27 protein-coding genes are annotated in these 26679 nt (G+C 53.3%); 13 read left to right on the top strand and 14 right to left on the bottom strand.

Going from position 1 to position 26679, the window contains the following annotated elements:
- On the top strand, positions 1 to 556 hold a 556-nt coding region (locus DI14_RS03585), incomplete at its 5' end, for a stage II sporulation protein M (RefSeq protein WP_034805297.1).
- Between the two features lie 25 nt (positions 557 to 581).
- Here the strand turns inward: DI14_RS03585 and DI14_RS03580 are convergent.
- The 5 genes from DI14_RS03580 to DI14_RS03560 form a co-directional block, all read right to left on the bottom strand.
- Complete coding sequence (locus tag DI14_RS03580; protein ID WP_029333854.1) at positions 582 to 1298, bottom strand: DNA/RNA nuclease SfsA; 717 nt, start codon at positions 1296 to 1298, stop codon at positions 582 to 584.
- Positions 1298 to 1744 carry an SACOL1771 family peroxiredoxin gene (locus tag DI14_RS03575; protein ID WP_034805294.1) on the bottom strand — a complete coding sequence of 149 codons (447 nt, stop codon included), beginning with the start codon at positions 1742 to 1744 and terminating at the stop codon, positions 1298 to 1300. Before DI14_RS03575 ends, DI14_RS03580 begins: the two co-directional genes overlap by 1 nt.
- Before the next feature lie 56 nt (positions 1745 to 1800).
- Positions 1801 to 3039, bottom strand: coding sequence for a peptidase T (gene pepT, locus DI14_RS03570; RefSeq protein ID WP_034805293.1), 1239 nt, complete (start codon positions 3037 to 3039; stop codon positions 1801 to 1803).
- A 97-nt stretch (positions 3040 to 3136) separates the two neighbouring features.
- The gene (locus DI14_RS03565) at positions 3137 to 3811 is read right to left on the bottom strand and encodes an LrgB family protein (protein ID WP_034805291.1); all 675 of its coding nucleotides are present in this window, start codon (positions 3809 to 3811) and stop codon (positions 3137 to 3139) included.
- Complete coding sequence (locus DI14_RS03560) at positions 3808 to 4164, bottom strand: CidA/LrgA family protein (protein WP_034805290.1); 357 nt, start codon at positions 4162 to 4164, stop codon at positions 3808 to 3810. Before DI14_RS03560 ends, DI14_RS03565 begins: the two co-directional genes overlap by 4 nt.
- A gap of 151 nt (positions 4165 to 4315) precedes the next feature.
- Between DI14_RS03560 and DI14_RS03555 the strand changes: the two genes are divergently transcribed.
- Positions 4316 to 5053, top strand: coding sequence for a YwqG family protein (locus tag DI14_RS03555; RefSeq protein WP_034805289.1), 738 nt, complete (start codon positions 4316 to 4318; stop codon positions 5051 to 5053).
- A 47-nt stretch (positions 5054 to 5100) separates the two neighbouring features.
- Here the strand turns inward: DI14_RS03555 and DI14_RS03550 are convergent, their stop codons facing one another.
- Both DI14_RS03550 and DI14_RS03545 read right to left on the bottom strand, forming a co-directional pair.
- Positions 5101 to 8250 (bottom strand): efflux RND transporter permease subunit, encoded by a 3150-nt coding sequence (locus DI14_RS03550; RefSeq protein ID WP_034805287.1) that lies wholly within the window; start codon positions 8248 to 8250, stop codon positions 5101 to 5103.
- 30 nt (positions 8251 to 8280) lie between these two features.
- Positions 8281 to 8844, bottom strand: coding sequence for a TetR/AcrR family transcriptional regulator (locus DI14_RS03545; protein WP_051622525.1), 564 nt, complete (start codon positions 8842 to 8844; stop codon positions 8281 to 8283).
- Between the two features lie 227 nt (positions 8845 to 9071).
- On the opposite strand from DI14_RS03545, the gene DI14_RS03540 reads away from it, so the two are divergent.
- The 3 genes from DI14_RS03540 (at position 9072) to DI14_RS03530 (ending at position 12621) form a co-directional block, all read left to right on the top strand.
- Positions 9072 to 10142 (top strand): Fe(3+) ABC transporter substrate-binding protein, encoded by a 1071-nt coding sequence (locus DI14_RS03540; RefSeq protein ID WP_034805283.1) that lies wholly within the window; start codon positions 9072 to 9074, stop codon positions 10140 to 10142.
- A 134-nt stretch (positions 10143 to 10276) separates the two neighbouring features.
- On the top strand, positions 10277 to 11914 hold the full coding sequence (locus tag DI14_RS03535) for an iron ABC transporter permease (protein WP_034805281.1): 1638 nt from the start codon (positions 10277 to 10279) through the stop codon (positions 11912 to 11914).
- On the top strand, positions 11914 to 12621 hold the full coding sequence (locus DI14_RS03530; RefSeq protein ID WP_034805278.1) for an ABC transporter ATP-binding protein: 708 nt from the start codon (positions 11914 to 11916) through the stop codon (positions 12619 to 12621). The genes DI14_RS03535 and DI14_RS03530 overlap by 1 nt, the downstream gene beginning before the upstream one ends.
- Before the next feature lie 46 nt (positions 12622 to 12667).
- On the opposite strand, the gene DI14_RS03525 is transcribed toward DI14_RS03530, so the two are convergent.
- The 3 genes from DI14_RS03525 to DI14_RS03515 form a co-directional block, all read right to left on the bottom strand.
- Positions 12668 to 13570, bottom strand: coding sequence for a class F sortase (locus tag DI14_RS03525; RefSeq protein ID WP_034805275.1), 903 nt, complete (start codon positions 13568 to 13570; stop codon positions 12668 to 12670).
- 18 nt (positions 13571 to 13588) lie between these two features.
- Complete coding sequence (locus DI14_RS03520) at positions 13589 to 14929, bottom strand: copper amine oxidase (RefSeq protein WP_034805273.1); 1341 nt, start codon at positions 14927 to 14929, stop codon at positions 13589 to 13591.
- Positions 14930 to 15011: 82 nt separating this feature from the next.
- On the bottom strand, positions 15012 to 15791 hold the full coding sequence (locus DI14_RS03515; protein WP_034805270.1) for an AraC family transcriptional regulator: 780 nt from the start codon (positions 15789 to 15791) through the stop codon (positions 15012 to 15014).
- Positions 15792 to 15904: 113 nt separating this feature from the next.
- Here DI14_RS03515 and DI14_RS03510 point away from each other — a divergent pair, with 113 nt between their 5' ends.
- Together DI14_RS03510 and DI14_RS03505 are read left to right on the top strand one after the other, a co-directional pair.
- Positions 15905 to 17554, top strand: a complete 1650-nt coding sequence (locus DI14_RS03510; RefSeq protein WP_034805268.1) for an alpha-glucosidase — start codon at positions 15905 to 15907, stop codon at positions 17552 to 17554.
- Positions 17555 to 17656: 102 nt separating this feature from the next.
- On the top strand, positions 17657 to 18163 hold the full coding sequence (locus DI14_RS03505; RefSeq protein WP_034805265.1) for a flavodoxin domain-containing protein: 507 nt from the start codon (positions 17657 to 17659) through the stop codon (positions 18161 to 18163).
- On the opposite strand, the gene DI14_RS03500 is transcribed toward DI14_RS03505, so the two are convergent.
- On the bottom strand, positions 18127 to 19722 hold the full coding sequence (locus DI14_RS03500; protein WP_034805262.1) for a glycoside hydrolase family 55 protein: 1596 nt from the start codon (positions 19720 to 19722) through the stop codon (positions 18127 to 18129). The genes DI14_RS03505 and DI14_RS03500 overlap by 37 nt on opposite strands.
- Before the next feature lie 266 nt (positions 19723 to 19988).
- Between DI14_RS03500 and DI14_RS03495 the strand changes: the two genes are divergently transcribed.
- The 4 genes from DI14_RS03495 (at position 19989) to DI14_RS03480 (ending at position 21791) form a co-directional block, all read left to right on the top strand.
- The gene (locus DI14_RS03495; protein ID WP_016507985.1) at positions 19989 to 20189 is read left to right on the top strand and encodes a cold-shock protein; all 201 of its coding nucleotides are present in this window, start codon (positions 19989 to 19991) and stop codon (positions 20187 to 20189) included.
- A gap of 120 nt (positions 20190 to 20309) precedes the next feature.
- Positions 20310 to 20723 carry a pyridoxamine 5'-phosphate oxidase family protein gene (locus DI14_RS03490; RefSeq protein ID WP_034805259.1) on the top strand — a complete coding sequence of 138 codons (414 nt, stop codon included), beginning with the start codon at positions 20310 to 20312 and terminating at the stop codon, positions 20721 to 20723.
- 185 nt (positions 20724 to 20908) lie between these two features.
- Positions 20909 to 21412, top strand: a complete 504-nt coding sequence (locus DI14_RS03485; RefSeq protein ID WP_034805257.1) for a DoxX family membrane protein — start codon at positions 20909 to 20911, stop codon at positions 21410 to 21412.
- 82 nt (positions 21413 to 21494) lie between these two features.
- On the top strand, positions 21495 to 21791 hold the full coding sequence (locus DI14_RS03480) for a DUF3817 domain-containing protein (protein WP_034805254.1): 297 nt from the start codon (positions 21495 to 21497) through the stop codon (positions 21789 to 21791).
- Positions 21792 to 21813: 22 nt separating this feature from the next.
- Here the strand turns inward: DI14_RS03480 and DI14_RS03475 are convergent, their stop codons facing one another.
- Positions 21814 to 23064 (bottom strand): MFS transporter, encoded by a 1251-nt coding sequence (locus tag DI14_RS03475; protein WP_034805251.1) that lies wholly within the window; start codon positions 23062 to 23064, stop codon positions 21814 to 21816.
- A 116-nt stretch (positions 23065 to 23180) separates the two neighbouring features.
- Here DI14_RS03475 and DI14_RS03470 point away from each other — a divergent pair, with 116 nt between their 5' ends.
- Positions 23181 to 24371: a helix-turn-helix domain-containing protein gene (locus DI14_RS03470; RefSeq protein WP_034805248.1), complete on the top strand. Its 1191-nt coding sequence runs from the start codon at positions 23181 to 23183 to the stop codon at positions 24369 to 24371.
- Between the two features lie 4 nt (positions 24372 to 24375).
- Here the strand turns inward: DI14_RS03470 and DI14_RS03465 are convergent, their stop codons facing one another.
- Positions 24376 to 25383 (bottom strand): S66 peptidase family protein, encoded by a 1008-nt coding sequence (locus DI14_RS03465; protein WP_034805245.1) that lies wholly within the window; start codon positions 25381 to 25383, stop codon positions 24376 to 24378.
- 64 nt (positions 25384 to 25447) lie between these two features.
- Positions 25448 to 25774, bottom strand: coding sequence for a helix-turn-helix domain-containing protein (locus DI14_RS03460; RefSeq protein ID WP_034805242.1), 327 nt, complete (start codon positions 25772 to 25774; stop codon positions 25448 to 25450).
- Between the two features lie 104 nt (positions 25775 to 25878).
- On the opposite strand from DI14_RS03460, the gene DI14_RS03455 reads away from it, so the two are divergent.
- Entirely contained in the window at positions 25879 to 26679 is an 801-nt protein-coding gene (locus tag DI14_RS03455) for a VOC family protein (RefSeq protein WP_034805240.1), read from the top strand.

Below are 26679 nucleotides of genomic sequence, written 5' to 3'. Positions count from 1 at the left end.
ATTTCGCCTGCTCGTCCTTTTCATCGTGACGAGCATCGCGTCTTACTTCATCTTCCGCTCGTTCGTCACGAGTGAGCAAATCGAAGAAATCTTGACTCAGATTGGCGATATGTTCGAGTCGCGTGGACTGACGTTCGATACGAGTGCGTTTGATACGATGATCGCCCTCTTCGTGAACAACACGCGCGTCGCACTACTCGCCTTTTTACTTGGGATGATCCCATTGTTCATCCCGTATGTGTTCGTCGTCGTCAACGCGGCCATCATCGGCCTCGTCGCCATGATCGTCGACTTTGCCGGCGAATCGGTCATGAAAGTGATCGCGCTCGGCATCTTGCCGCACGGCATCACGGAGATTTCGGCCATCCTGCTCGGTGCGGCGATGGGGTTGTCGCTCAACCGACATATTTGGCACAGGATGCGGGGGAAAGAGACGGACGTCACGTTAAAAGCGCTCTTTTTCGTCGGGGTGAAGATGTTTCTTTTCATCGTCGTCCCGCTACTCGCCATCTCGGCTGTCATCGAAGCGTACGTCACGCCGCTCTTATTACAGTGAAACAGCCATCGTGTGATGGCTGTTTTTATTGTGACGCCGTCGTCTCGAAACAGCGGAGCAGCGTGATGCCATCAGGAGAGACGCGACCGTTCACCTGCCACACTTCAAGCCCATTCCTAATCGCCTCACGTATCAACTGGCGAATCAAGGCATCGTGTCTCCGGTTCGGATTTCCCGTGAAGACGGGCGCGTCGTACAAGAAGACATAGAGCAAGACGGCCCGACCGGCTTCCGGTAACGTTGCGATCAGCGCCTCGAGATGACGAATCAACCGTTCGGTCTCGACCGGTCTCGTCACCGCACGTCGTTCAAAGCGGGGGAGCGGTGTCACGAATAGTTCGGTGAGCGGCATCTTTACTTCCATATAGAGACCGTCAACTTTGAAATCGAGTCGCGACCGTGCGACGAGGGGTTCTCGTTCGATGCGTTCCGGAGATGAAAAGACCGGTAAGGCGTTGAGGCTCAACAAGTGAGCGACCCAGTCGTTGACGCGACCTTGATGAATGCCGATCCATTGCGTATCGTCGATCGAGATGGCCTCGACCGTGAAGCGGGTCGTGCGGTTTGTACCGTCTGCCGGTGAGACGAGGCAAGGTACCCCATGAAAGACGAGGTCGCCGATGCGTCCTGTGACCGGACAGTGACAGGCGACGACCTCATCATCAAGCAACACGTCCATGACGAACCGATTGCGTCGCTTGACGATTGTCCCTTCGCGTAACGGTTGTTCGAATTGGGACATCAGTCGACGCGCGTGATCGTCGTGTCGAGCTCGAACGCGACATTGCCGGCCAAGGCGCGTGAAATCATGCAACCGTCTTTCGCTTTCTTGGCGATGCGTTCGACGAGCGAGATGTCGCGGTCTGTCGCGGTCTGTGGCATCAGGACGCGCGTCGCGTACCGAATCGTCTCATACGTGAACACGCCGTTCGTCACGTCGACGATGCCTTCGGCGTCAATCGTGATCCCTTGATGCGTCAAGTCGCTCCGACCGAGCATGGCCGCGAGGGTGATGATATAACACGCCGCCGCCGCCCCGAGGAGCATCTCATCCGGATTCGTCCCGATACCAGGTCCGTCCATTTCTGGGGGGATGGAAATCTTTGTCTTTAATCGTTCCGCCTCGATCGTCCCGACGTCGTTGCGTCCGCCGGTCCAGTCGAGGTTCATGTGAAAGGTGTGCTTCATAAAAAAATCGCCTCCAATATCTCTAGTGTAGAAGAGAATGAGTGGAGGCGCATAAATTATGCTCGAGCCCGTTCGGCGAACGTGCGAAGCGTCTGGATGATGACGTGTGTCGCTTTTTCCATGTTGTTGACGGAGATATATTCGAACTTTCCATGATAGTTCTCGCCACCGGTAAAGATGTTCGGCGTCGGAAGGCCCATGTAAGACAGTTGCGAACCGTCCGTTCCGCCGCGAATCGGTTCGATTTTCGGTTCGATGCCAAGGTCACGCATGACGTCCGCGACCGTGTCGACGATGTGTTTCACCGGGACGATCTTTTCGGCCATGTTGTAATATTGATCGTCCATCTTCAAGTCAATGCGCGCTTCACCGTATTTCTGCTTCCATTCCGCGACAAGCTTCTCAAGCAACACTTTGCGTGCCTCGAATTTCGCTTTGTCGTGGTCGCGGATGATGTACTGGAGCGTCGTCGTCTCGACATCGCCCGAGAAACCGTTCAAGTGGAAGAAGCCTTCATACTCGCTCGTGTGCTCCGGTGCTTCGTCGGCCGGGAGGCGGTTATGGAATGCCATCGCCAGCTTCATCGAGTTGACCATCTTGTTCTTCGCGCTGCCTGGGTGGACGTTCGTTCCGTGGAACGTGACGGTCGCACCGGCTGCGTTGAAGCTCTCGTACTGCAGTTCGCCGAGTGGACCGCCGTCCATCGTGTAGGCGAAGTCGGCATTGAAGCGCTCGACGTCGAATTTGTGTGGTCCGCGTCCGATTTCTTCGTCCGGTGTGAAGGCGATGCGGACCGTTCCGTGAGGAATCTCCGGGTGGGCGAGTAAATACTCGACCGCGGTGACGATCTCAGCGATGCCCGCTTTGTCATCGGCACCTAGGAGGGTCGTTCCGTCGGTCGTCATGAGCGTATGTCCGACGTACACGTCAAGCTCGGGGAAGTCTTTCGGTGACAAGACGACACCGAGCGATTCGTTCAAGACGATATCGCCCCCTGCGTAATGCTCGACGAGCTGCGGCTTGACGTTCGTACCGGTGAAGTCCGTCGCCGTGTCGACGTGGGCGAGTAGGCCGATCGTCGGCACGGCAAAGTCAACGTTACTCGGAAGCGTCGCGAACAAGTAACCGTACTCGTCCGTCGCCACATCTTCAAGTCCGAGCGTCTTTAACTCGGCTTCGAGATGACGAATCAAATCCCATTGCTTGGCGGTCGACGGTGTCGTTTCACTCGTGAAGTCCGATTGCGTGTCAATTTTGGCGTATGTCATCAGTCGTTCGATTAATTTTGATTGCATAAAAAATACCTCCCCAAATCGTTTCTCATCCGTTTAAGTGTAGCACGGGAGGCGGTTGAGGAAGTATCAAAATTGTTTGAAAACGGTCCTCGCATTGTTAAATGAGGAATGGAAGCAAATATGGAAGCAAAAACGACGTGAAGATCGCCGCTAAGCCCATCGCAGCCCCACCTGTCGCACCGGAGAGTGGATGCTCTGTTGCGGCTTGGGCCGTCCCGATACCGTGACTGATCGTCCCGAGCGCGAGGCCGCGCGTGAACGGGTCGGTCACACCGAACGTGTTCAAAACAAACGGACCGAGCATCGCGCCGAGAATGCCGCATGCGACCGCGACTGAGGCGGCGAGCGCTGCGTCACCTTGTAGCTGCCGTGCCAATTCGAGGGCGATTGGGGACGTGACTGATTTGACCGACAAGGAGATCAATACGTGATCGGTCAGTTTCAGTACGCTTCCGAGTAAGACGGCGACGACGATGGTCGAGAGCGTCCCGATGACGATGGCACCGAGTGCACGTCTTGCCCGAGCGAGCAGTGTCGGCAAGTTGCGATAGAGCGGCAGGCCGAGCGCGACGGTCGCCGGGCCGAGCAGGATGGTGATGACGTCTTTCGCCGGTTCATACACGTCATACGATTGACCGGATAAAAGAAGCGTCACAATCAAAATTGTGGTGCTTAAGAAGACGACGTTCGTGAACGGTGAGGCCCATTTAAATGACAGCTTTCGGCTGATCACATAGACGCCGATGGTGATAGCAATCCAGAGGAGCGTCATGACGCATCACCTCGTCTCCCGGCAATCAAGGCGGTGACGGTCAAACCGACCGCGAGGCTCGTTAACAATGCGAGGAAGAGCGGGACACCTTCGGCTTTCAATAGTCCTCCATACGACATGAGACCGACCGCGATCGGGATGAAGAAGAAGGCGAGGTGCTTCGTCAAAAAGCCGGCACTGTCCTCAATCCATTCGACGCGAATCACCTTCGTCAACAGGAGGACGAGAAGGAGCACCATCCCGATGACGTTTCCGGGTACGTCCCACGCGAGTGTCGCGACGATCCAATTGCCGAGCCAACTCAGCCCGAACAAGAGCGAAAGGCCGATCATCCATTTGATAAAAAGTTGCATAATTGACATCCTTTCGCGATTCCATTCAAAACGTATGCATTTTCTCAAGTTTTCACGCCTTGGTCAAGATAAAGGCTAGTCAAAAAAAGATGAGAGGTACATACGTTCGGTGTGGTACACTACATTCATCTTATACGAATGAGGTGGCGAGATGGAACTACAATCGGTAAAGCGGTTGATCGAATCACGCGAGCTTGAACATGGAAATGAAATTTTGGAAGCGTTCAAGCAACGCATCCATTTGAAGCTTGTCCCACGGACGTCACGGGAAGAAGTCGCAATCGGACACTCTAAGTTTGGGGGCTATCCGGATTTGCCGAGTCCGGCGCATCATCCAGGGGAGAATTTGACGTTCTTGGCCCAGTTCCGGTTGAGCGATTTCGCTGGATGCGAATCGATCGAGCCGCTCCCGAAAGAAGGGTTGTTGTCTTTCTTTTACGATTTGGACGAACAGCCGTGGGGCGATGCGGACGAACGACATTTCTGGCGCGTTGTCTACACGAGTGAGACGACGATCGAGCGTGTTCGAATCGGTGAGGCGCTCAACGAACGTGCCGTCGTGTTCGAGGAGAGCTATGCCCCGATTGTCGATTCGTTGCTCGAACTCATGACGGAGGACGATTTCGTCGCGATGGAAGAACTGTTCGATGAAGGCGAAGTGCATGCGATCGGCGGACATCCGGATGCGGTCCAAAACGACGTGTTCGAAGAGATTGAGGACACGCACGGCGAACGCTTCTCCAATCCGTTCCTACTCTTTCAAATGGACTCGACAGAAGAGCTCGACATCATGTTCGGTGATGCCGGCATCCTTTACTTCCTCATCCCGACCGAAGCGCTCCGAGCCAAACATTTCGAAGAAGCGGAAATTATCATGCAATGCTACTGAACGCCAAAAGAGAGTCGACCCCAACATCGGGTCGACTCTCTTTTTGGTTAAACTTGTTTTGTCTTACGGAACCGTGCGAAGAACTCATACACGATTGGGACGATGAGAAGCGTCAACAGCGTCGAACTTGTGAGTCCACCGATGACGGTCACACCGAGCCCTTTCGAGATGAGTGCGCCACCCTCGAGCCCGAGGGCGAGTGGGGAAAGCGCCCCAATCGTCGCGAGCGCCGTCATGAGAATCGGACGAAGACGTGTGCCGGCCGCTTCAAGGAGCGCCTCACGCGTCGACAAGCCTTCCGCTTCTTTATGAAGCACGCGGTCAATCAAGACAATCGCGTTCGTGACGACGATTCCAATCAGCATGAGGGCACCGATGAGTGCCGAGACCGAAATCGTCTCACCCGTCACGAGCAACGCGACCAGCCCTCCGATGATGGCGTACGGAAGCGAGAACAAGACGACGAACGGTGTGACGGCGCCGCCGAACGTGATGACGAGCACCAAGTACACGATGGCAACGGCTGCGAGCATCGCGAGGCCGAGCTGCGTGAACGACTCTTGAATCTGTTCCGTTACCCCACCGACGTCATACGATACACCGCTTGGAAGATCGATGTCCGCTACCCGTTCTTCGATGGCAGCCGACGCTTCCGTCGCTTTGTCCGTACTGAGCTCGACGTTCACACGTGCGAGCAGTTTCCCGTCGCGTTGGACGAGCGTGTCCGGTGTCGTTCCTTCTTCGACTTCAATGAAGTCCGAGATTGGACGTGGACCGAACGGGGTCGTGATGTCTTGCGCTTGTAAATCTTCGATGCTGTCATACGTGACTTGTTCGGTCGGGATGATGACGTCGAGTTGTTTGTCATCGACCGTCACACTGGCGAGCGGGCTTTCTTGAGCTTGGAACTGACCGATTGTCTGCGCGATTTGGAACGTCGAGACACCGGCTTCAGCCGCAGCTTGCTGGTCGACGTTGAACGTATATTGCACATACGATTCACGTAAGTCTGACGTGGCTTGACGGACGTATTCGGTCTCTTGCTCAATCGTCTCGACGAACGTCGGGACGATGGCCTCGAGGTCTTCGAGCGAGTTGGCATAGACGTTGTACGTCACCCCGCTCGTCGCGCCGCCACCTGTGAAGTCTTGCTCTTTCCACTCACCGGCCGGGGCGAGTTCGTTCAAACGTTCAATATCGGCAAGTTTGACATCAGCGAAATCTTCTGTGGCCGGATCATATTGTACGATGAAAATCCCTTGCTTGTTATTGCCCGGGTTGAGCGGGTTTTCGCCGCCGACCGTGAACTGCACGTCGGTCGCGTTCGGCTGTTCATCCATGAAATATGCTTCTGCAACTTCGGCTGCGGCAATCGAATCGTCAAGCGTCTGGCCTGGTTCTGGGTCGAACGTGACGAACAATGTCTTCTCCGAGTCTTGGTTCAAGAAGTTGACACCGATGGCCGGAACGAGCGCGAAGCTACCGACCAAGAGGAGTGTCGCGAGTCCGAAGACGACGAGCTTATGGTTGAGTGACCAGTCGAGGACGCTACGGTACCATTCGGCGAGTTTGCCTGGGCCTTCTTCTGGCTTCAACTTGTCGCGGTTCTTAAAGAACGAGTCGGCCATCATCGGGACGACCGTAATGGCGACAAGAAGCGAAGCGAGCAGAGCGAAGACGACGGTCAACGCGAACGGCAAGAACAACTCGCCGACAAAGCCGGTCACGAAGCCGAGCGGCAAGAAGACGGCAATCGTTACGATCGTGGACGAAGCGATCGGGATGAACACTTCTTTCGTCGAGGCGATGATGAGTTCTTTGCCGCGTAACGGCTCGTTCGGACGCGTGAGGCGGCGATAGATGTTCTCGATGACGACGATGGAGTCATCGACGACACGACCGATGGCGACAGTCATCGCACCGAGCGTCATGATGTTGAGCGTGATGTCGAGTTGCTTCAAGACGATGAGCGCCATGAGGAGCGAGAGCGGGATCGAGATGACCGCGATAATCGTCGAGCGGACGTTACGGAGGAACACGAGAATGATGATGATGGCGAACAATCCGCCGAGTAACGCTTTCGATACCATCGTCTCGACCGACTCCTCGATTGGTTGTCCTTGGTCGAGCGTGATAGAGACGTTGGCCGTGTCGTATTCTGCCTCGAAATCATCGAGGATGTCTTTGACGGCGTTGACGACGTCGACCGTGTTCGCGTCTTGCGTCTTCGTCACTTGGACGCCAATCGACCGTTCACCGTTCGAGCGCGAAATCGACTCTTCGATACCGCGGTCTTCGATGGTCGCGAGTTCGCTCAAGGCGACCGTCGGGACCGTCGTCGGTACGTTGGCCGGGAGATCCGTCGGGACGTCTGTCGGCAAGTCAGCCGGCAGTTGCGGTGTCTCCCCGGTCGGAAGGTCACTTGGCGCGCCTGGTGCCTGCGGTGATTCGGCCGGTGAGTACGGGATTTGTAAGTCGCGGAACGCTTCAAGCGTCTCAGACTTCCCATCGATGACAACCGCTTGCTCCGTGTCGCCGAGCTCGTAGAGACCGAGGGCGATGCGGGCATCGTTCGCTTGAATCAACTGCTTGACCGTGTCTTCCGTCAAGTTGTATTCGGCGAGTGCTTCTGCATCGAACTCGAGTTCGACGCGACGAATCTCTTGGCCGGCGATTTGGACGAGCTGCGCGCCTTCGACCCCTTCGAGAGCCGGTTGCAACTCGTCTTCGACGAGCTTCGTCAATTCAGCCAAATCGAGGCTCTCATCCGAGACCGCGGCCCCGATGACCGGGAACGCATCAAAACTGAGCCGCGACACTTGCGGGTCTTGGACGGCTTCAGGCAAATCAACGTTACTGAGTGCGTCTTTCACTTGCTGTTCGGCAGCTTCCATGTCGGTGCTGAAATCGTAGTCGATTTGAATATTCGACGCGTTTTGGAAAGAGCTTGAGCGGACTTGTTCGACCCCGTTCAAGCTTTTTAGCCGGTCTTCAAGCACGGTGCTCACTTCGTCGAGTACCTGCTCAGGTGATGCGCCCGGATAAATCGTCGTCACTGAGACGGTCGGTGTCGTGATGTCCGGTAACGTCTCGAGCTTCATCGTGAGGCCGGCGAAGATTCCGGCGGCCGTCAAAATAATCGTCATCAACCAGACTGCGAACTTGTTGTTGACGGAGAAGGACGTGATCTTTTGCATGGTGGTGTATTCTCCTCTATGTGCGAATTGTTAGGTGGTGTCGATGGTGCGGGCCCGTTCAATCAAACGGGCGATGATTTGTTGCTTCAATTCTGTAGGTGGGACGCCGACGTTGAAATGTTCAGACATCATCATCCCTTCGAGCGCATAACGGATAATCATCGTCTCGACGGGGTCGTTCGTCTGTTGAAACTGGTTGAAGAACGTATCGAGGTCGTGTTTCCAGCGCTCGGCGTAATCTTGGTCGACGGCGAAGAGTGTCAAGAAGGCGATCATCTTCTCGGCGTCGATTTCAATCGGAGAACGTTCCGGATATAGTCTCGTCTCATCAAATAAACGAACGAACGCCTCGACGGGACCGTATCCGTCTCGTTGCAACGATTCGTACAAATCGTTTTGTTCGGTTTGAAGTCGTTCGACGATGGCGGTGAGTAACGCTTCTTTCGATGGATAATGATAGAGCAGGCCGCCTTTTGACACGCCTGCCGTCTTCGCGACTTCATCTAAAGTCAATTGATGGACGCCGTGGTCCATGATGATTTCGGTCGCGGCATCGAGCAACTTTTGTTTCGTCACATTCGATCGGTTCGTCATCATATCTCTCCTTTCTGTACCGACCAGACGGTTTGTTCATTTTTAACTATAGGGTGTATATCATTTTGAAGTCAAGAAATGATAAATATAAAACTGTTTGTTTATAGTTATATAACTAATGGTAACGATTTCAAAAAAGTGTTGACGTGAGAATGATTATCAGTGATGATAGTAATTGAGAGTAATTATCATTACCAACTACAGAGACACATATTGGGGGAACAAACATGAACAAGAAGTACATGGCACTCGGATTATCCGCAGCACTCACGACATCGCTCCTCGCAGCTTGCGCAAGCACGGAAGAGCCGACGACTTCAGGCGATAACGAGGCATCAGAAGAGTCGAAAGTCGTCAATGTCTACTCAAGCCGTCACTACGACGTCGACAAAGAGCTCTATAAGCAGTTTGAAGAAGAAACAGGCGTGAAAGTCAACGTCGTCGAAGGGAAGGGCGAAGAGCTTCTTGAGCGTCTGAACACAGAAGGAGCGAACACTGAAGCGGATCTCTTCATCACGGCGGACGCCGGAAACTTGCACCAAGCGAAAGAGAACGGGCACCTTCAAGCGGTCGATAGCGACGTGCTTGAGTCGAACATCCCGGAGAAATATCGTGACACGGACAACGAATGGTTCGGTCTCACGAAGCGCGCCCGCGTCATCGTTTATGCGAAAGACCGTGTGAACCCGGAAGATTTGTCGACGTATGAGGCGCTTACGGAAGAGCAATGGAACGGCAAAGTGCTCGTTCGTCCATCGGAAAACATGTACAACATCTCATTGCTCGCTTCATTCATCGAAGTGAACGGCGTCGACCAGGCGAAAGAATGGGCAGAAGGCCTCGTGAACAACTTCGCACGTGACCCACAAGGGAACGACCGTGATCAAGCGAAAGCTGTCGTCGCCGGAGAAGGTGATGTCGCCATCATGAACACGTACTACATGGGTCTCATGTTGAACTCAGAAGATGCGGAAGAGAAGAAAGTCGCTGAAGAGCTCGGTGTGTTCTTCCCGAACCAAGACACGACGGGCACGCACGTCAACATCTCAGGGATCGCGATGACGAAAGCATCGAAAAACTCAGAGAACGCGAAGAAGCTCATGGAGTTCATGTCTGACCCGTCAGCACAAGAACAGTTCGCGAGCGCCAACTACGAATACCCGGTCAACGAGTCGGTCGAGCCGAACGAGCTCCTCAAGTCATGGGGTGACTTCAAAGAGCAAGACATCAACTTGTCTGTACTCGGTGAGAATCAGCAAGAAGCCATCCGTCTCTTTAACGAAGCGGGCTGGAAATAAGACGACTTCGGCTTGAACAATCGTTCAGGCCGAAGATTTTTCGGTTTCTCGGCAGTCCGACGGTACAACGCGAGCGCGGAAACTGATATGATGGGACAGGAAGTGATTGAACGAAAGAATGGGAGCTGTACGGCATGAACTGGTATGCGATGAAACGACAACTGAATGGATGGGCCATCCTCAGCTTTATCGCGCTCGTGTTCATCGTCTTGCCCGGCGTCATCGTCTTGGTCGAGTTGTTCGCTCCGGTGAACGACAACTGGCAACACATCCGTGAGTATTTGTTACCGCGTTACGTGCGGAACACGCTGATCATTATGCTAGCGACCGGGGTGCTGACGACGGTGATTGGGACGAGCCTCGCCTGGTTCATCACCGTCTACGACTTCCCGTTCCGTCGATTCTTCAAATGGGCGCTCATCTTACCGCTCGCCATCCCGCCGTATATCGGGGCGTATACGTACCACGGGATTTTGAATTACACCGGAATCATCCAGACGACGCTCCGAAACGACTTTGGGATTTCCGTGAATCAGTCGTATTTCAACATCATGACGATTCAAGGAACAATCTTCATCTTCACGCTCTTTTTATATCCGTACATCTATACGATTACGCGAGCGTTCCTGCACAACCAGTCGTCCTCGATGATTGAGAATGCCCGCATCCTCGGCCGCGGCTCGTGGGATATCTTCTTCACAGTCGTCATCCCAATCTCACGTGTCGCCATCATCGGCGGGGTCAGCCTCGTCTTGATGGAAGTGTTGAACGATTATGGAGTCGTCAAGTATTTCGGCATCCAGACGTTCAGTACGGCCATCTTCAGCACCTGGTTTGGGATGAGAGACACGTCCTCGGCGCTCAAGCTCGCCGGGACACTCATGATTCTCGTCATCGCCATCTTGACGATGGAGCGGCTCGTCCGGGGAAGAAAGCAGTTCAGCTATGCGACGACGAAAGTGAAACCGCTCAAGCCGAGACCGCTCAACGGATGGCATCGTTACGCCGTCCTTGGTTACGTCTCGACGGTGTTCGGGATTGCGTTTGCCATCCCGTTCATCCAACTCGTCGCCTGGACGATGTTGACGTTCGAGCAAGTGTTCACCGCGACGTTTTTCCGTCTCGTTTGGAACACGGTGAGCGTCGCCTTCATCGCGACGGTCATCATCCTCGTGTTCGCGCTCATCATCGCGAACTACACGCGGTTGTTCCCATCGAACATGACGCGCATCATCTCGAAAGTGACGACGCTCGGTTATTCGATTCCGGGTGCGGCCATCGCCATCGCCGTCATCACGCTGTTCTTGATCCTTGACGAATGGGTGCTGAACATCGCGCTAGCGCTCAACCTCGGGCAGACATTCGTATTCCGGACGACGCTAATCATGCTCATCTTCGCTTACGTCATCCGCTTCCTCGCCATCGGGTACAACTCGATCGAGAGTGGGTTCGAGAAAGTCGGTAAGTCTTTCACGGAAGCATCACGCATGCTCGGTTGGGGGACTGTGCAGACGTTCTTCCGCGTCGACATCCCGATGATCAAAGGAGCGATTATGAGCGCGTTCATCCTCGTGTTCGTCGATATCATGAAAGAGTTGCCACTGACATTGTTTTTACAACCGTTCAACTTCTCGACGCTCGCCACACAAGCGTTCAAGTATGTCAGTGACGAGAAGATTCATGAGGCCGCGCTCGCCTCGATTGTCATCGTCATCATGAGCGGACTGTTGATCTTTGTTTTCCATAAGGTGCTTGATAAGGAGGCCGACTAATGTTTGTTCAAATCAACGACTTACACTTCAGCTATAAGGGTGCGCATGAAGAGACGATTAAAGGGTTCTCGCTCTCGATCACAAAAGGTGAAATCGTATCGCTCCTCGGTGACAGTGGGTCAGGGAAGAGTACGATTTTACGTCTCATCGCCGGTCTTGAGATGCCGAATCAAGGCGTCGTCGTCGTGAACGACTGCGTCTGTTGCGATGACTGCCAATTCATGCCACCGGAACAGCGTGGGGTCGGCATGGTGTTCCAAGACTATGCACTTTTCCCGCACATGACCGTTGAGAAGAACATCCGGTTCGGGCTCCATAAGCTTGGACGGAAAGAACGGAACGAACGCGTCGAAGAGATGCTCGCGCTCGTGAACTTGTCGGATTTCCGTCACCGGTTCCCGTACGAACTGAGCGGCGGTCAACAGCAGCGTGTCGCGCTCGCGCGTGCGCTTGCGCCGAAACCGTCGTTGCTCATCTTAGACGAGCCGTTTAGTAACTTGGACACGTCACTGCAACACCGGATTCGGGACGACTTGCGGCGACTCTTGAAGCAGACGGGGACGACGACGATTTTCGTCACCCATGACGAAGAGGACGCCGAGGCGCTCGCCGACCGCATCGTCTATCTCGGAGAAGGCAAAATTAAGAAGCAAATCATGACGGAGAACAACAAGACGTTCAACCCGCAGATTCCATGTTTCGTCTAACAAGAAAACTCCCGCCGGACGACCGTCCGGCGGGAGTTTTCTGTAGTTATTCGGTTGCTTCGGAAGGACTCGATTCATTGCCGAGCCGGTCGATTGCCGTGACGTAATAGGTGGCCCTTTCGTCCGGCACTTCAATGCTTTTTCGGGCATGGGACGGAACGCTCTCAAGATGCACGTTCTCCCCGTCAATTACTTGGTAAATCCGATATCCAATCACAGTGTCATTACGGACAGCATGCCACGTGAGGAACGTACCGCGAAGTTCGACGTTCGTCGGGACATCGAGCGCGAAGTCATCAGCGAGAGGCACTTCCGCATCGACGAGTTCGGTATAAACGACGAATCGCTCGTCATAGCCGGCACTGCCGAACGTTCCAGAACAGGTGATCAAGTTTAGATTCCGTTTATCCGTTGCGCCGAAGATTTCTTTGATGGGCGCATTCGCCGTCTCATAGCGCTCGGTCTTCGTTACCTCGAACCGGGGCGTGTTTCCGGCCTCATCGACGATGACGATTTCATCACCGGCAACGAGTTGGTCGAGCTCATAGAAGACGGCGGGCCCCGTCTTGCTGTCGACGTGTCCGGCGATGACGGCATTGCCTTTACTTCCGGGCTTGACGCCGGGTTCGAACCAGCCGACTTGATCTTCGTCAGCCGGTACACCCATCTGACCGTTCTCGAGCAACCCGACCTGTTCGATGGCGGTATCGACGTTGATTTTTGGGATTCGGATGGTGACCGGGGTCACTGCCTTAGCACTTTCTTCTTCCACTGCGAGCCGAAGTTTCTTCACCTCTTCCTGTAGAAGTGAGAATTCAGCCGATAAATCTGGACTCTCCTCTATTTGTTTTTCTTCTACAGGTGGTGACGACGATTCTTGGGCGCTCGTCCACGTCCAGAAGCCAAAACAAAAGAGAGAGAGCGCCAGAAACAAATGGCGCTTGTTCATGGGCTCCCTCCTTATTTCTTATTGAACAGATTGTTTACGGTTGCGAAGTGTGACAAAGGCGAGTAAGATTCCGCCAAGGACAGCAAGGCCAGCGTAGAGTGTGTTCATCGATTGTGTTTGTGCACCACCGAGACCTGTTTCAGGCATTTCTTCAGGCATTGTTGTTTCGTGGAACTTGTCAGGCATTTGTGTCACGATCGCGTTACCGAGTGTTTCACCAACACCGAACATGAACGCGTATCCTTCACGGAATGACATCCAAGCTGCTTCTGCATCACCTGCTACATATTGATCAAACGTTTGAAGCACGAGTGCTTCGTGTTGTTTGATTGCTTCTTCACCGGCAGCTTGTGGCAAGTTGCCTTCTGTTGCTGCATCGAGGAATGTGCTGAAGTCGACAGCGAACTGGTCAAGCTTCATACGAGCTTCTTCGATTTTCGCTTCGTCACCTTCGAGTGTGGCGGCAACGATGTCACCTTGTGCTGTGATGTGGTTGCCATTCCATACTTTTTCGAATTGGGTCGCACCTTCATCACCGTAGACTGAACCGATGGCTGCTTTGAAGTCGAGTGTGTTCTGATCTTCAGCCCAGCTCACGTAGTCGAAGTCTTCTGCTTGATCGTAGCCTTTTTGCATGCCGATTGCTGCGAGGGCGAAGTGCTCACCTGCAAGGCTGTTCAACGTTGAGCGGAGCTCGACGGCCGGTGTGTCGGCTGGTGAGTCGAACTTGTCAGGCATTTGTGTGACGATCGCACCTGAGAGGGCTTTACTGATGTCGAACATGAGCTTGTATCCTTCACGGTACGTCATGTATGCCGACTCGTAGTCACCTGCGACGTAGTTGTCGAATACAGAGAGGACTTGTTCTTCATGAAGTTCGAGGACGTCAGCCGCTGCATCTTTAGGAAGGTTACCTTCTGTCGCGGCGTCAAGGAATGTCGAGAATTCTTCGACAAACTCGTCGACTTCTGCTTCTGCCTCAGCGCGGAGCTCTTGGTCCTCTGACTTCGCTGCTTCGACGAAGTCTGCCGAGTAGTCGTTATGGCCGGCGAAGATTTCTTCGAATTGGGCCGCGCCTTCATCACCGTAAATCGATGCGATGGCAGGTGTCATGTCGAGTGCGTTTTGGTCGAGCGCTTTCATCGCCACTTCAGCGTCTGCTGCTCCGTCGTATGCTTTCATCATCGATGTGACCGCTAAGACATAGTGCTCAGATAGCAACTGGTCGAGTGTCGCACGAAGGTCACCAGCCGGTGTGCTCGCTGTCGGTGCGTGATCTGCCGCCTGGGCGTTGAGTGGGACGAGTAAGCCTAACGCTAATGCCGGTGCTACAATCTTGTTCATTGTTTTCTTCTTCATGTGAATCGCTCCTTTGTTTTGTGAGTGTTGTCGTTGTTTACACCCATCTAACGGAGCGGTTCAAAAAATGGATCACTCTTTTTTATTTATTTTCGTGTTTTTGTTGAAGTGTGCGATAAACCCCCGGTGCGACGCCATATTTCCGTTTGAAAATTCGATGGAAATAGGGATACGAATGAAAGCCGGACTGTTCGGCGATCTGTTCAAGTGAGTGTTGCGTGTAGCGCATCTGTTCTTCAGCGAGTTGAAGGCGAATCGACTGAGCGTAGGCGATGATAGTCAGACCGGTTGCTTCTTTAAAGAGATGCACCGTGCGCGAGACACTCAGTCCGACCGCGTCGGCGACGTCCGCGACTTTAAAGTCGTCCGTCGCGTGGCTTTCGATATAGCGCATCATGCGGGAGACGACGGGCGGCCTCGTATTCATCCGATTTTCATGCATCGCCCGGTCAAGCATGAAGAGTAGCGCTTGGACGAGCGTCTCAATAATCCGCTCATCTTGGTCAATCGCAGGACGTCGCGCCTCTTCTGTGATGTGTTGCCAAAGCGATAGCATGCGTGCATCAATCGGAATGGACGTCATCGTCTGACGGGGCGCTTCTTCCCACCAGGCATCGAGCGGGGCACCTAGGCAAAACAAGTGATAGTCGCCGCTCGCCGGGGTGTCGACGTGGAGCGCGTAATCATCGCCCGGCCTGACGAGCAACAAGTCCCCAGGGCGTGCCGCATACGTCTCACCGTTGATGACGACGCGAGCCGTCCCTTCTGTCTGTAACCGAATCAAATACGTCTCAAGTTGATTTGGAAACGGAAAAGTATAGGATGTAGTGTGATAAGAATAGCCACAAAAGCCGATTTCCATCGAATCTTCCTTTCTTAATAGCAAAATCGTTCATATCCCAATCATATCATGGATAGTCATGCGTTCGAGGAGACGGTACGATGGAGGCGACAGAACGTATGAGGAGGATGAACATGAAACAATGGTGGAAAGAAGCGGTCGTCTATCAAATCTATCCGCGCAGCTTTAACGATTCGAACGGTGACGGGATTGGGGACATCCCGGGCATCACCGAGAAGATGTCTTATTTAGCAGAGCTCGGCATCGACGTCATCTGGCTCTCGCCGGTGTACGACTCGCCGAACGACGACAATGGGTATGACATTCGCGACTATCGCGCCATCATGGATGAGTTCGGGACGATGGCAGACTTTGATGCGATGTTAGAAGAAGCGCACCGTCATGGCATCAAAATCATGATGGACCTCGTCGTCAACCACTCGTCGGACGAACATCATTGGTTCATGGAGTCTCGCTCGTCAAAAGATAATCCGTATCGTGACTACTACATTTGGAAGAAAGGCAAGGACGGACAGCCTCCGACGAACTGGGGTGCGTTCTTTGGCGGCAGCGCCTGGAAGTATGATGAGGCGACGGATGAGTACTATTTGCATCTATTCAGTAAGAAACAACCGGACCTCAACTGGGAGTCGGAGACGCTTCGTCGTGAAGTGTACGACTTGATGACGTATTGGCTCGATAAAGGGGTCGACGGGTTCCGGATGGACGTGATCAACATGATTTCGAAAGACCAGAGCTATCCGGACGGGGAGACGCGGGGCACGGGTTACGGCGACGGGACACCGTTCTTCTTTAACGGGCCACGCATTCATGAGTTCATGCAGGAGATGAACCAGGAAGTGTTGTCGAAGTACGACACGATCACGGTCGGCGAGATGCCGGGCGTCAGCGTCGAGGAAGCGAAACTTTATACCGGAGAAGACCGGAACGAGTTGAACATGGTGTTCCATTTTGAGCACGTTGACGTCGGCAACGGGAGCTTCGGGAAGTGGAACCCGACCGATTGGAAGCTGACGGATTTGAAGACGATTTTTTCGCGTTGGCAAGAAGGGCTCGACGAGGAAGGCTGGAACAGCCTCTATTGGAGCAACCATGACCAACCGCGTGCCATCTCCCGTTTCGGGAACGATTCGGCAGAATATCGCGTGCGGTCTGGGAAGATGCTCGCGACGCTCTTACACATGTTGAAAGGGACGCCGTATATCTATCAAGGGGAAGAGTTCGGGATGACGAACGTCGCCTTCGATGCGATTGACAAGTATCGGGACATCGAGACGCTCAACGCCTATCGCGATTACACGTCGAACGGACTGCTCACGCATGAAGAGATTTTTCGCGGCATCCACGAGCGTGGACGCGACAACTCCCGGACGCCGGTCCAATGGTCGGCTGAGGCGCAAGGAGGGTTCACGACGGGGACGCCTTGGATTGACGTCAACCCGAACTACGTCGACATCAATGCGGAAGCGGCCCGGAAAGACCCGGACTCGCTCTTCCACTACTATCGCCAGTTGATTCAGCTCCGGAAACAGAACCCGGTCGTCGTCTACGGGAAGTATGAACTGCTCTTACCAGACGACGAGGCGGTATATGCGTTCACGCGGACGTACGAAGGTGAGACATGGCTCGTCCTGTGTAACTTCTCGGATGAGGAGCAAGTGCGGGAACTCCCGTTTGAAGTGAACGAACGCGTCATCGGAAACATGGAACCCGTGTCCCCGTTCACGCTTCGCCCGTACGAGGCACAAGTGTATAAAGTGTGACAAAAAACTCGCCTTTAGAGGCGAGTTTTTTTGATGCTGCTACGTATCGCGCGTTCTTTCGGGAATAGGATACTATGACCTGACCGAAAGGGGGGGAACGAGATGAAGACATTGATCACCTATTCAAGCCGCTACGGGACGAGCGAAAAGGTCGCACGTCTATTGGCGGACCGATTACCGGGGGACGTCCACGTACAGGATGTGGTCGAACGGCCTGACGTAGACTGGGCGGGCGTGGATCACGTCATCGTCGGCAGCTCAATCCGGATGGGGAAAATCCAAGACGAGATGACCGCGTGGCTTCACATCAACGAGTCGGAACTGTTGAAACGCCCGCTCGGACTCTATTTGTGTGCCGGCACCCCGACCGCCGCGGAACGCAAACGGGAACTTGAAGCGGCTTATCGGGACGCGTTACGGGCGCATGCCTATTTCGTCGAAGTCGTGGGCAGCGGGTATGACTTTGAACGCATGGGCTTCCTCGACAAGGCGATCGTCCGGATGATGGCGAAACAAACAGTAAGTTCGCTCGATTTGGACGAAGCGATGCTCGACGAGCTCGTCGAATCGGCTCAAGCGTCGCTCCGCACCCGCTCTGAGAATCCGTAAGCGAACACGTCGTGGGCGTCGAGTGGACTTTGGGAGGAGATGAGTGCATCTCCTCCTTTTTGTTCGCCCTCGATTCGATGAAGCGAGACCGTCGAAAGCCGTCCTCCGATTTTAATGGCGATCGGAGCCGAGTGACGGCAGGACACGTCTTCAATCGAGACGCGGTCCGTATGGTTCGCCCCGCCGAACAGTTCGATGTCGGCACGGGCCGATGTGAATCCGCTCGCCGTGATCCGCTTCAAACGCACGTTACGCGATTTGTATTGAATCGCGAGTGCCGGTTGGGCCTCGTAGTCGTAGGCCGTGTCTCCGAGTGCGGTGAACCCGTTGATGAACACATCTTGATAAGCGGAGATGACGAGACTGCGAGGCGAGGACTTTTCGTATAAGCCGGACCGGACCGGTTCAATGGAGACGAGGTTCGTCCCGGAGAGGAACCGGGCCGTCTTCGAGTCCGGGTCGTCCGCCAAATGGTGGCCGATGTGGCGGAAGTTATACGAACGGTTGTCGTGATACGACACGTGCCCGAAAATGTGGACGTCATGGGCGGCCGAGGACGTGGCGTGCGCCTTCACCTCGATCCCGCCGAAACAGCCTTCGGTCAAATTATTGACGAGGACGACGTGACGTGAGCCATCATCGACCTCAATCCCGTTCGAATTCGAAAAACCGGCCGTGTGCGTTCGGCCGTGCGGGTGGTGGCAATAACAGTTCGTGATATAGATGGCGTCGCTGTGATGGGTCGTGATCCCATCGTCCCCGTAATGGGTCGCCTCGCATCGGTCGAGCCAAACGTAACGGCTCCCGTTCGCCGCCCGTAGGCCGTCCCCGAGATAGTGGTAGTGGGGCGCCGTGATGTCGAACGCGTGCAAGCCGGCATTCTTCGCCGTCACATGGTGAATCCAGCCGAACGTGACGTGGGCGAACGTCAACGCACTCGACGCCGTATCGCTGCTCGACGTCCGTTCGACGTCGCCGAGGCGATCGACGTTCCAATCGAGAGTGAGATGAGCGACTTCGATATGGTGGTTGCCACGGAACGGTGTCGCATTCCGGAGTAGACGTCGATGTTTCGGGGCCCCGTCGGCGAGCTTAATCACGGTCTTGTCCTGTCCGGCCCCTACGAGTACGCAGTTCGATGGCATTCGAATCCCTCGGACGACGTACGTCCCGGCTGGTACGTGGACGCGGCGATTTGAACGAAGGGCGAGCCGGAAGGCGAGCGTGCAGTCGGTCCTCCCGTCCCCGACGGCCCCGTACTCGGTCACATCGACTTGGTGTGTCGTTGCTTGTGTCAGATTCAAATATTCCGCGTCCAGTCGTCTCATCCAAACGGGACGCACCATATCGTCTGCCACTTCGAGGGGAAGGGCGTTCGTCACCGGTACGATTCGTTCGGTCAATGGAAGACGTGACGGTTCGGTATGATGTTGATGCGGATAGGACTCGCGGCGAGTCGCTTCATGCCAAGCGAGCGTATCCGTCCATAAAGATTCCTCCGCATAAGCAGAGTTGGCGCGAATAGTGGCGTGGGGATTCAATCGATTAATGGCCTCCATGGTCTGTCTCCTCCTCGTGATGACTTCCCTCTGACTGTACCCGATTTCGAAGTATTTTTAGCAAACCGAAGTATTTAGTAGACAGAAGCATTTGTCCGTGGTATATTACATATGTGCTTAATTAAGAATAGCTGGAAACATAATTCACAAACGCTTTGGATTATTTTTCGTTTTAAGATAATCCCAGAGGTTTGTGCTTTTTTTGGTCAGTTTTTTCTAGTAAGGCACTACTATAACGCTCAGCGTTTATTTCAGGAGGGTTCATTATGAACACAGGTAAAGTAAAATGGTTTAACTCAGAAAAAGGTTACGGCTTCATCGAAATGGAAGGCGGAGACGACGTATTCGTACACTTCTCAGCAATCCAAGGCGACGGCTTCAAGACACTTGAAGAAGGCCAAGCAGTAACTTTCGAAATCACTGACGGAGCTCGTGGACCACAAGCTTCTAACGTTGAAAAAATCTAATCTTCCTTAACTTTAAGGAATTTTATAACCTGTCCGCATCTGCGGGCAGGTTTTTTTGTGTTTAATCGCGTGCCTCCGGGGAAGAGTATACGAGTGACAATCACAAGGAGGGTATTCGAAATGGATGCATTGCAAACGGCAAAAGATATTTTGAATCACAGCAACGTAGGGACGATGGCGACTGTCTATAAAGGAAAGCCGCATAGCCGCTACATGACATTTTTCCACGATGAATTGACGCTCTATACCGCGACCTCGAAAGACACAGATAAAGTCGACGAGTTGAAAAACAATCCGTATACACATATTTTAATCGGTTACGATGGCGACGGTGTCGGCGATACGTATTTAGAGATTTTAGGGGAGACGACCGTGTCGGACGACGAGTCGATGAAAGAAAAAGTGTGGAACGAGAAGCTCGAAGGTTGGTTCGACGGTCCGGATGATCCGAAACTCGTCATCTTGAAAGTGACGCCACAATCGATGCGGGTCATGAATAAGAAAGGGCAACCACCGCAAGAAGTTCAGTTATAAAGGTCGACGTGACGTCCAAACGGGCGTCTTTTTTGTGGAATTTCCAAAAAGTGACTGACTTGTGACACACGTATGGACGAACGGTGAACGATTGTCATAACATATGTGAAAAACTGAACATGAGTGGTATATTGTGAATGTAATCACATATGAGTCATCATTCCACATAACAAGGAGGAATTATCATGTTCACAAAGTTTTGGCAAAACCACAACATCGCGACCGGCATCTTGACCGTACTTCGGATTTGGCTCGGTTATCACTGGCTCACGGCCGGGTGGGGAAAAATCACAGGCGACTTCGCATCTGGTGGCTATCTTCAAAACGCAGCGTCGCTCGCGACGGGCGACCATCCGGCGGTGGCCGGTTGGTGGGCCGCCTTCCTCGAAGGCTTCGCGATTCCGAACGCAGCGTTGTTTGACATCTTGATCCCGTATGGTGAGTTTTTGGTCGGTCTTGGCCTCTTGCTCGGAGCGTTGACTCGTAGCGCCGCTTTCTTCGGTCTCGTCATGAACATGGCGTTCTTGCTCTCAGGTACGGTCAGCACGAACCCGACGATGCTCATCGTTTCGGTCCTCATCCTCGTCGCCGGTTACAACGCTGGGAAAATCGGGATCGACGGGTTGTTCCTTCGCAAGTTCGTTGAAACGAAAGTCATGCATCGTTCACCAAATCGTCAAATAGCGTGACGACTTTCTGACATTCTCCTGTGACAAACCGTTCGTTGTTCGGCTACGATGAACATAGCATGGATTGCAAAGGAGAACAGAAATGAACGCTACACAGTTTAAATGGCTCGGATATACGGAAGGCATGTCGTTCTTATTGTTATTGTTTATCGCGATGCCGCTCAAGTATTTAGCGGGTATGCCGCTCGCCGTCAGCATCGTCGGTGCGGCGCACGGATTCTTGTTCGTCGCGTACGTCGCGGCTGCGGTCTACATGGCGCGGCGCTTCCGCTGGAGTTTCAAAGTGCTCGTCCTCGCGGTCATGGCGTCGGTCATCCCGTTCGGACCGTTCCTACTCGAAAAACGAATTTTACCTTCAACAGAGAAGACATCGAACTGAGCGGTTCGATGTCTTTTGGCGTTCATGCACTTTCCGCGTCTGCTGACACAGCTGCTTTTTCGGCAGCGATGTCGTGACGGATCCGATACATCGCAAGCGGCGTGATCGATAGCAGGCAGACCATGCAGACTGTATAGAGGAAAGCGACCGATACCCATTCACTCAAGGCGCCGAACAAGATGAAACCGAGCGGCGTGATGCCCATCGCGAGTGATTCGAGCACACCGATGACCCGACCGAGGTAGCTCGGTTCTGTATTCGTTTGTAAATACAGTTGCATCGGAATGTTGACCCGGATGATGAAAAAGCCGCTGAACAGCGCGAAGGCTGTTAAAAAAACGATGGCCGGTGTAATCGAGAAGTCAAAATAAACGGGCACGGCCGGTGCGATAAAGAGGCAACTCATGACGATGAGCGACGTTCGGACTGTCGCGAGGCGATACTTGATCGCAAATATCGGTAATGCATGGGCGAGCGAGGCGACTAAAAAGCCGACGGCGAACATGCTTTCTAATAAACCGAACTGGAGCGGGCTCGTTCCGATTTCTTGCAAGGCGACAATCGGAAATAACACTTGTGAAGCGACGAAGAAAAAGTTGAGCAGTGCGGCAAGGACGGTCAACGTCCACAGCACGCGCTGCCGTTTCAAATAGCGGAAACCGGAACGGACGTCTTCCCACGTCGAATGATCGGCGGAAGTTTTTTCATATGATTGAAAGGTGAGCCGGGAGGCGAAGAGAGCTGCGATGATAAAGAGCAGTGACGAGCTGAACAGAAACGCTGAGATCGGTAGAAGGAGGAACAACGCCCCGGCCAACAGTGGTGTACCGATACTCGAGATCGAGACGACGCTTTGAATGAGCGAGTTGGCACGTTGCAGTTCGTCTTTATCAAAAAGAAAAGGAATCGAACTCGACAGCGTGACCGACAAGAAAGTCGAGACGATAGAGAGCAGACATGTGATAATCAAGAAGACAGGGACGCCGAACGTCCAAACGAGACTCGCAGCGCCTGCGAGAAAGAACAAGGCCGCGCTCAACGATTCCATCGTGATGATGACACGCTTGCGGTTCAGTTTATCGGCATAGACACCGGCGAGCGGGGATAACAGGACGCGGGGCAACGTGCCAAAAAGAAGGACGAGCGCGAACTGGAGTCCGGAGCCTGACGTCGTCAGGACGGTCAAGCCGGCGACGAACGTGAACAGGCTCGAAGCGAACAGCGACATGAATTTCCCGAGCAACAAGACGTACAAGTTTGGTGATGTGTTCATCAGAATCATTCTCCTTTACTATAAAGTTCAATTTGATTTAACTGTATAGTAAGCGATGAGACTCCAATTGTATACAATAAGTTCAATTTAATTTAACTTTTTTAAAGAGGTGCTCTATGATTGGACAACAGATTAAAGCGTTACGGAAAGAAAAAAAGTTGACCCAAAGCCAGCTCGCAGAAGGCATCATCACGAAATCGATGCTCAGTATGATTGAGAACGGCAAGGCGGAGGCGTCGATGCGCAGCCTACGCGAGATTGCGAAGCGACTAGACGTGCCGGTACAGTCGCTGCTTGTCGATGCGCGAGAAGCAGATTTACAGAAAATCGTCGAGGAGATTGAATCGACACAAGGGACGCTCCAATCATGGAAAGATGAAGACGTCCAACAAGCGCTTCGTCCTTATTTAGAAGACGAGATGAACTCGGTATGGCAAGGGAAAGCTTATACTTTATTCGCGGACACGATGTTCAATAATGGAGAGCAACAAAAACTGCTTGAGCTATACGATCAGGCAATTGCGGTGTTTGAGCGGTTCGAGGAGAAAGAGGAACTGATTATGGCGCGCATCAGCCAAGCCTTTTATCTGCTTATGTGGAATCGTTTTGAAGAGGCGATTGAGCGCATTGATATGCTTGAATTGATTGATTTGAGGAGCATGAAAACGAAGACGCGTGTTGAGTTCAGTATGTTGATGGTGTTCCGGAATATGTTGTATGACGATGATTTGCCAGGTGCGATTCGTCGTCTTGAAGATACACTCGATTATATGACACGGACAAAGATATACTATCGTGTGGACGATGTATATCGTGTCATCGCGATATGTGCCCTGTATTTAAAAGATGAGGATTTAGTCTTAAGTGCGCTAGAGAAAGCGAAGCAATACACTGCCTTTACAGGGGATGTATCAATGAAAATACGTGTCGCGATGACCGAGGCGCTCTACGCAATTGATTATCGGAAAACAGACCTTCTAAAACAGCAAATTTCGGTTATGGACCAATTATTAGCGGGGAATGAAGAGTTCATTGCCGCATTCGAGATGAGTAAAGGTGTTTATTTCGCACTGACCGGTGAGGCAGAAGTAGCTCGGAAGTCGTTTTTGAAGCTGTTGGAGCACCATGATCAGTGGGCGAAGCATGGTTTTGTCGACCAAGCCATTTACTTCGAGGGATTGTTAATTGGAACGAGTCACGGTTGTGGGGATGAGTGGATACCGTTGATTGAACGAGAAGTCGGTTTATTCCCGGAAGGTCGTTTCCGGAGCCACCTTACTTCGATGATGAAAAAAATCAAGGGCTGATGACTCAGCCCTTGAACGTTTGAATGAGTGTTCCTTTTCCATCCTCGACTTGAATCGAGGCGTGCGCGCCATTGACGAGCGTCAGTTGTGGCGGCACGTGCCCGCAGTCGATGTCATAGATGACGGGTACGTCGAGCATGTCATGAAGCTCGGCATAGACGTCTTCGGCCGTATAGCCTTGGACCGGTTGTTGCGCCTCGCTTCGGCCGAACAAAATTCCGCTCGTATGATCGAACCAACCGGCCCACTTCATTTGAAGCAGGGTCCGTTTGAGTGTGGGCACATCGAACTCGGCGTTCTCGAAGTACCAAAGGATGGGCTCCCCGTTCAAACGCTCCCGTTGAAACGTGGCGATGTCGCCATAAGGTGTGCCGATTGTATGCAACAAGACGTCGATGCAACCGCCGAGCAGTCGCCCTGTCGCCTCGGTGCCGCCCATCGCTTTCCATTCGGTCGTCTCGGTCAAATGATAGATGTGCGGAGTCGGGTTCCCGTGTTGCCATTCCTTTTGATAATGCTCCGAAGCGCGTTGAATGACGGTCTCGCCTTCTTTTTCCGAGACGACATCGAGCCAGCGTGAACTCGTCTCGTCCCACTCCTCGCCGCGAAGGTCGACGAGGTTCGTCCCATGCGCTGAGGCGATGCCAGTTTTTAACGTATAGACGAATAGAAATAAGCTGACGTCGGAATAACCGAGCATCCATTTCGCCGGTAGCGCGTCCCAAGCGATACGGTCTAGAATTTCAATCAATAGCGTCCCGCCCCACGGCGGGATAATCAAATCGATCGTCTCGTCTTGAAACAACGACGTCAGCTCACTCGCGCGGACGTCGGCAGGCGCCGACTTGGCGTTTGACTGCGTCCAACTCGACGGCTGGAAGCGTAACGTGAAACCATGACGGTTGAACGTCTTCTCCGCTTCATGGAGTAGATGGTGAAGTTCGGTCGGGATGCCGGATGAGGGCGCCGTGACACCGACCGTTCTGCCGGTCAGTTGGGGATAACGAATCATAAAGGCCTCCTGTGGATAAGTAGTGGAATGAAGTGTAGAATCGGATTATCCACATGTGGACAAGTCACTTTTGACGCATATGCTCCGCATGACGGATGCCCCACGCGTTCATCGTCTCGAGCACCGGGATGAGCGTCCGTCCGTATTCGCTTAATCGATAGTCGACGCGCGGCGGCACTTCCGGATAGACGGTCCGGATGATGATGTCGTGCTCTTCTAAATCACGGAGTTGGGCCGTCAGGATTTTTTGACTGATGTTCGGAAGCGCGCGTTTCAGTTCACTGAACCGGAGTGTGCCTCCGTTAATGAGGGCGAGTAAAATCGACGGCTTCCATTTGCCCGTAATCAGTTCGAGCGCCGTATCGACTTCACAACTTGAGATTTTCGTCACAACGTTCTCTCCTTCATAGTATCCTTTACGTAACTATACCACCTTTTTGTGCCGTCTTCTGTCGATTTCACTTAGCGGGTATACTCAAAAGAGAGGTGAAGAACATGAAACTAACAAATATCAAATTAGGTGCTGTCACGTTGCGCGTCAGCGACTTGAACACGATGCAAGCTTTTTATAAAGAAATCATCGGGATGGACGTTCTCGACACGAGAGACGGGTACGTGACGCTCGGCACGGAAATGACGCCGCTCGTCATCTTGCATGAAGTGAAAGGCGCGCGACCAAATCGTCAAGCGGCTGGCCTGTTCCATTTCGCCATCCTTCTACCGGACCGAATCGAGCTCGGCCGAGTGCTCCATCATTTAATCAGTCGTCACATCGAGGTCGGGCAAGGGGACCATTTGGTGAGCGAGGCGTTCTATTTGAGCGATCCAGAAGGGAACGGCATCGAACTGTATGCCGACCGACCTCGTGACCAGTGGGAATATGAGCCGAACGGGCACGTGAAGATGTCGACGGATCCTGTCGACTATCAATCGATGCTCGAAGCGGCGGCCGATCGCCCGTTCACGGGACTGCCGTCCGGGACGACGATGGGCCACGTGCATTTCAAAGTTCGTTCTCTCGAGACGGCGCGTTCATTTTATGCGGATCGCCTCGGTTTCACGGTGACGACGGACTCTTATCTGGGTGCCTTATTCTTGGCGGCCGACGGCTATCATCATCATGTCGGCACGAACGTTTGGGCGCGACCGAGCATGCCGATGGGCGAAGAGGCCGGCATCGAGGCGTGGACACTGCTCGTCGATGCGGCGACGAACGAAGCGCTCGGTGGGACGACGAGCGAATGGTCGCTCACCGATTCAGACGGCATTACGGTCAATATAAAAAGCGTGGACTGA

The sequence above is a fragment of the Exiguobacterium sp. AB2 genome (assembly GCF_000696055.1).
In the GTDB taxonomy this organism is placed as follows: Bacteria; Bacillota; Bacilli; order Exiguobacteriales; family Exiguobacteriaceae; genus Exiguobacterium; species Exiguobacterium alkaliphilum.
This window is presented reverse-complemented; position numbering and strand designations above follow the sequence as displayed.

Bases quoted from the DNA above. Each gene is read 5' to 3' on its own strand.
- DI14_RS03580 (WP_029333854.1), bottom strand. From the start codon at position 1,298: ATGTCCCAATTCGAACAACCGTTACGCGAAGGGACAATCGTCAAGCGA.
- DI14_RS03575 (WP_034805294.1), bottom strand. From the start codon at position 1,744: ATGAAGCACACCTTTCACATGAACCTCGACTGGACCGGCGGACGCAAC.
- pepT (WP_034805293.1), bottom strand. From the start codon at position 3,039: ATGCAATCAAAATTAATCGAACGACTGATGACATACGCCAAAATTGAC.
- DI14_RS03565 (WP_034805291.1), bottom strand. From the start codon at position 3,811: ATGACGCTCCTCTGGATTGCTATCACCATCGGCGTCTATGTGATCAGC.
- DI14_RS03560 (WP_034805290.1), bottom strand. From the start codon at position 4,164: ATGCAACTTTTTATCAAATGGATGATCGGCCTTTCGCTCTTGTTCGGG.
- DI14_RS03555 (WP_034805289.1), top strand. From the start codon at position 4,316: ATGGAACTACAATCGGTAAAGCGGTTGATCGAATCACGCGAGCTTGAA.
- DI14_RS03550 (WP_034805287.1), bottom strand. From the start codon at position 8,250: ATGCAAAAGATCACGTCCTTCTCCGTCAACAACAAGTTCGCAGTCTGG.
- DI14_RS03545 (WP_051622525.1), bottom strand. From the start codon at position 8,844: ATGACGAACCGATCGAATGTGACGAAACAAAAGTTGCTCGATGCCGCG.
- DI14_RS03540 (WP_034805283.1), top strand. From the start codon at position 9,072: ATGAACAAGAAGTACATGGCACTCGGATTATCCGCAGCACTCACGACA.
- DI14_RS03535 (WP_034805281.1), top strand. From the start codon at position 10,277: ATGAACTGGTATGCGATGAAACGACAACTGAATGGATGGGCCATCCTC.
- DI14_RS03530 (WP_034805278.1), top strand. From the start codon at position 11,914: ATGTTTGTTCAAATCAACGACTTACACTTCAGCTATAAGGGTGCGCAT.
- DI14_RS03525 (WP_034805275.1), bottom strand. From the start codon at position 13,570: ATGAACAAGCGCCATTTGTTTCTGGCGCTCTCTCTCTTTTGTTTTGGC.
- DI14_RS03520 (WP_034805273.1), bottom strand. From the start codon at position 14,929: ATGAAGAAGAAAACAATGAACAAGATTGTAGCACCGGCATTAGCGTTA.
- DI14_RS03515 (WP_034805270.1), bottom strand. From the start codon at position 15,791: ATGGAAATCGGCTTTTGTGGCTATTCTTATCACACTACATCCTATACT.
- DI14_RS03510 (WP_034805268.1), top strand. From the start codon at position 15,905: ATGAAACAATGGTGGAAAGAAGCGGTCGTCTATCAAATCTATCCGCGC.
- DI14_RS03505 (WP_034805265.1), top strand. From the start codon at position 17,657: ATGAAGACATTGATCACCTATTCAAGCCGCTACGGGACGAGCGAAAAG.
- DI14_RS03500 (WP_034805262.1), bottom strand. From the start codon at position 19,722: ATGGAGGCCATTAATCGATTGAATCCCCACGCCACTATTCGCGCCAAC.
- DI14_RS03495 (WP_016507985.1), top strand. From the start codon at position 19,989: ATGAACACAGGTAAAGTAAAATGGTTTAACTCAGAAAAAGGTTACGGC.
- DI14_RS03490 (WP_034805259.1), top strand. From the start codon at position 20,310: ATGGATGCATTGCAAACGGCAAAAGATATTTTGAATCACAGCAACGTA.
- DI14_RS03485 (WP_034805257.1), top strand. From the start codon at position 20,909: ATGTTCACAAAGTTTTGGCAAAACCACAACATCGCGACCGGCATCTTG.
- DI14_RS03480 (WP_034805254.1), top strand. From the start codon at position 21,495: ATGAACGCTACACAGTTTAAATGGCTCGGATATACGGAAGGCATGTCG.
- DI14_RS03475 (WP_034805251.1), bottom strand. From the start codon at position 23,064: ATGAACACATCACCAAACTTGTACGTCTTGTTGCTCGGGAAATTCATG.
- DI14_RS03470 (WP_034805248.1), top strand. From the start codon at position 23,181: ATGATTGGACAACAGATTAAAGCGTTACGGAAAGAAAAAAAGTTGACC.
- DI14_RS03465 (WP_034805245.1), bottom strand. From the start codon at position 25,383: ATGATTCGTTATCCCCAACTGACCGGCAGAACGGTCGGTGTCACGGCG.
- DI14_RS03455 (WP_034805240.1), top strand. From the start codon at position 25,879: ATGAAACTAACAAATATCAAATTAGGTGCTGTCACGTTGCGCGTCAGC.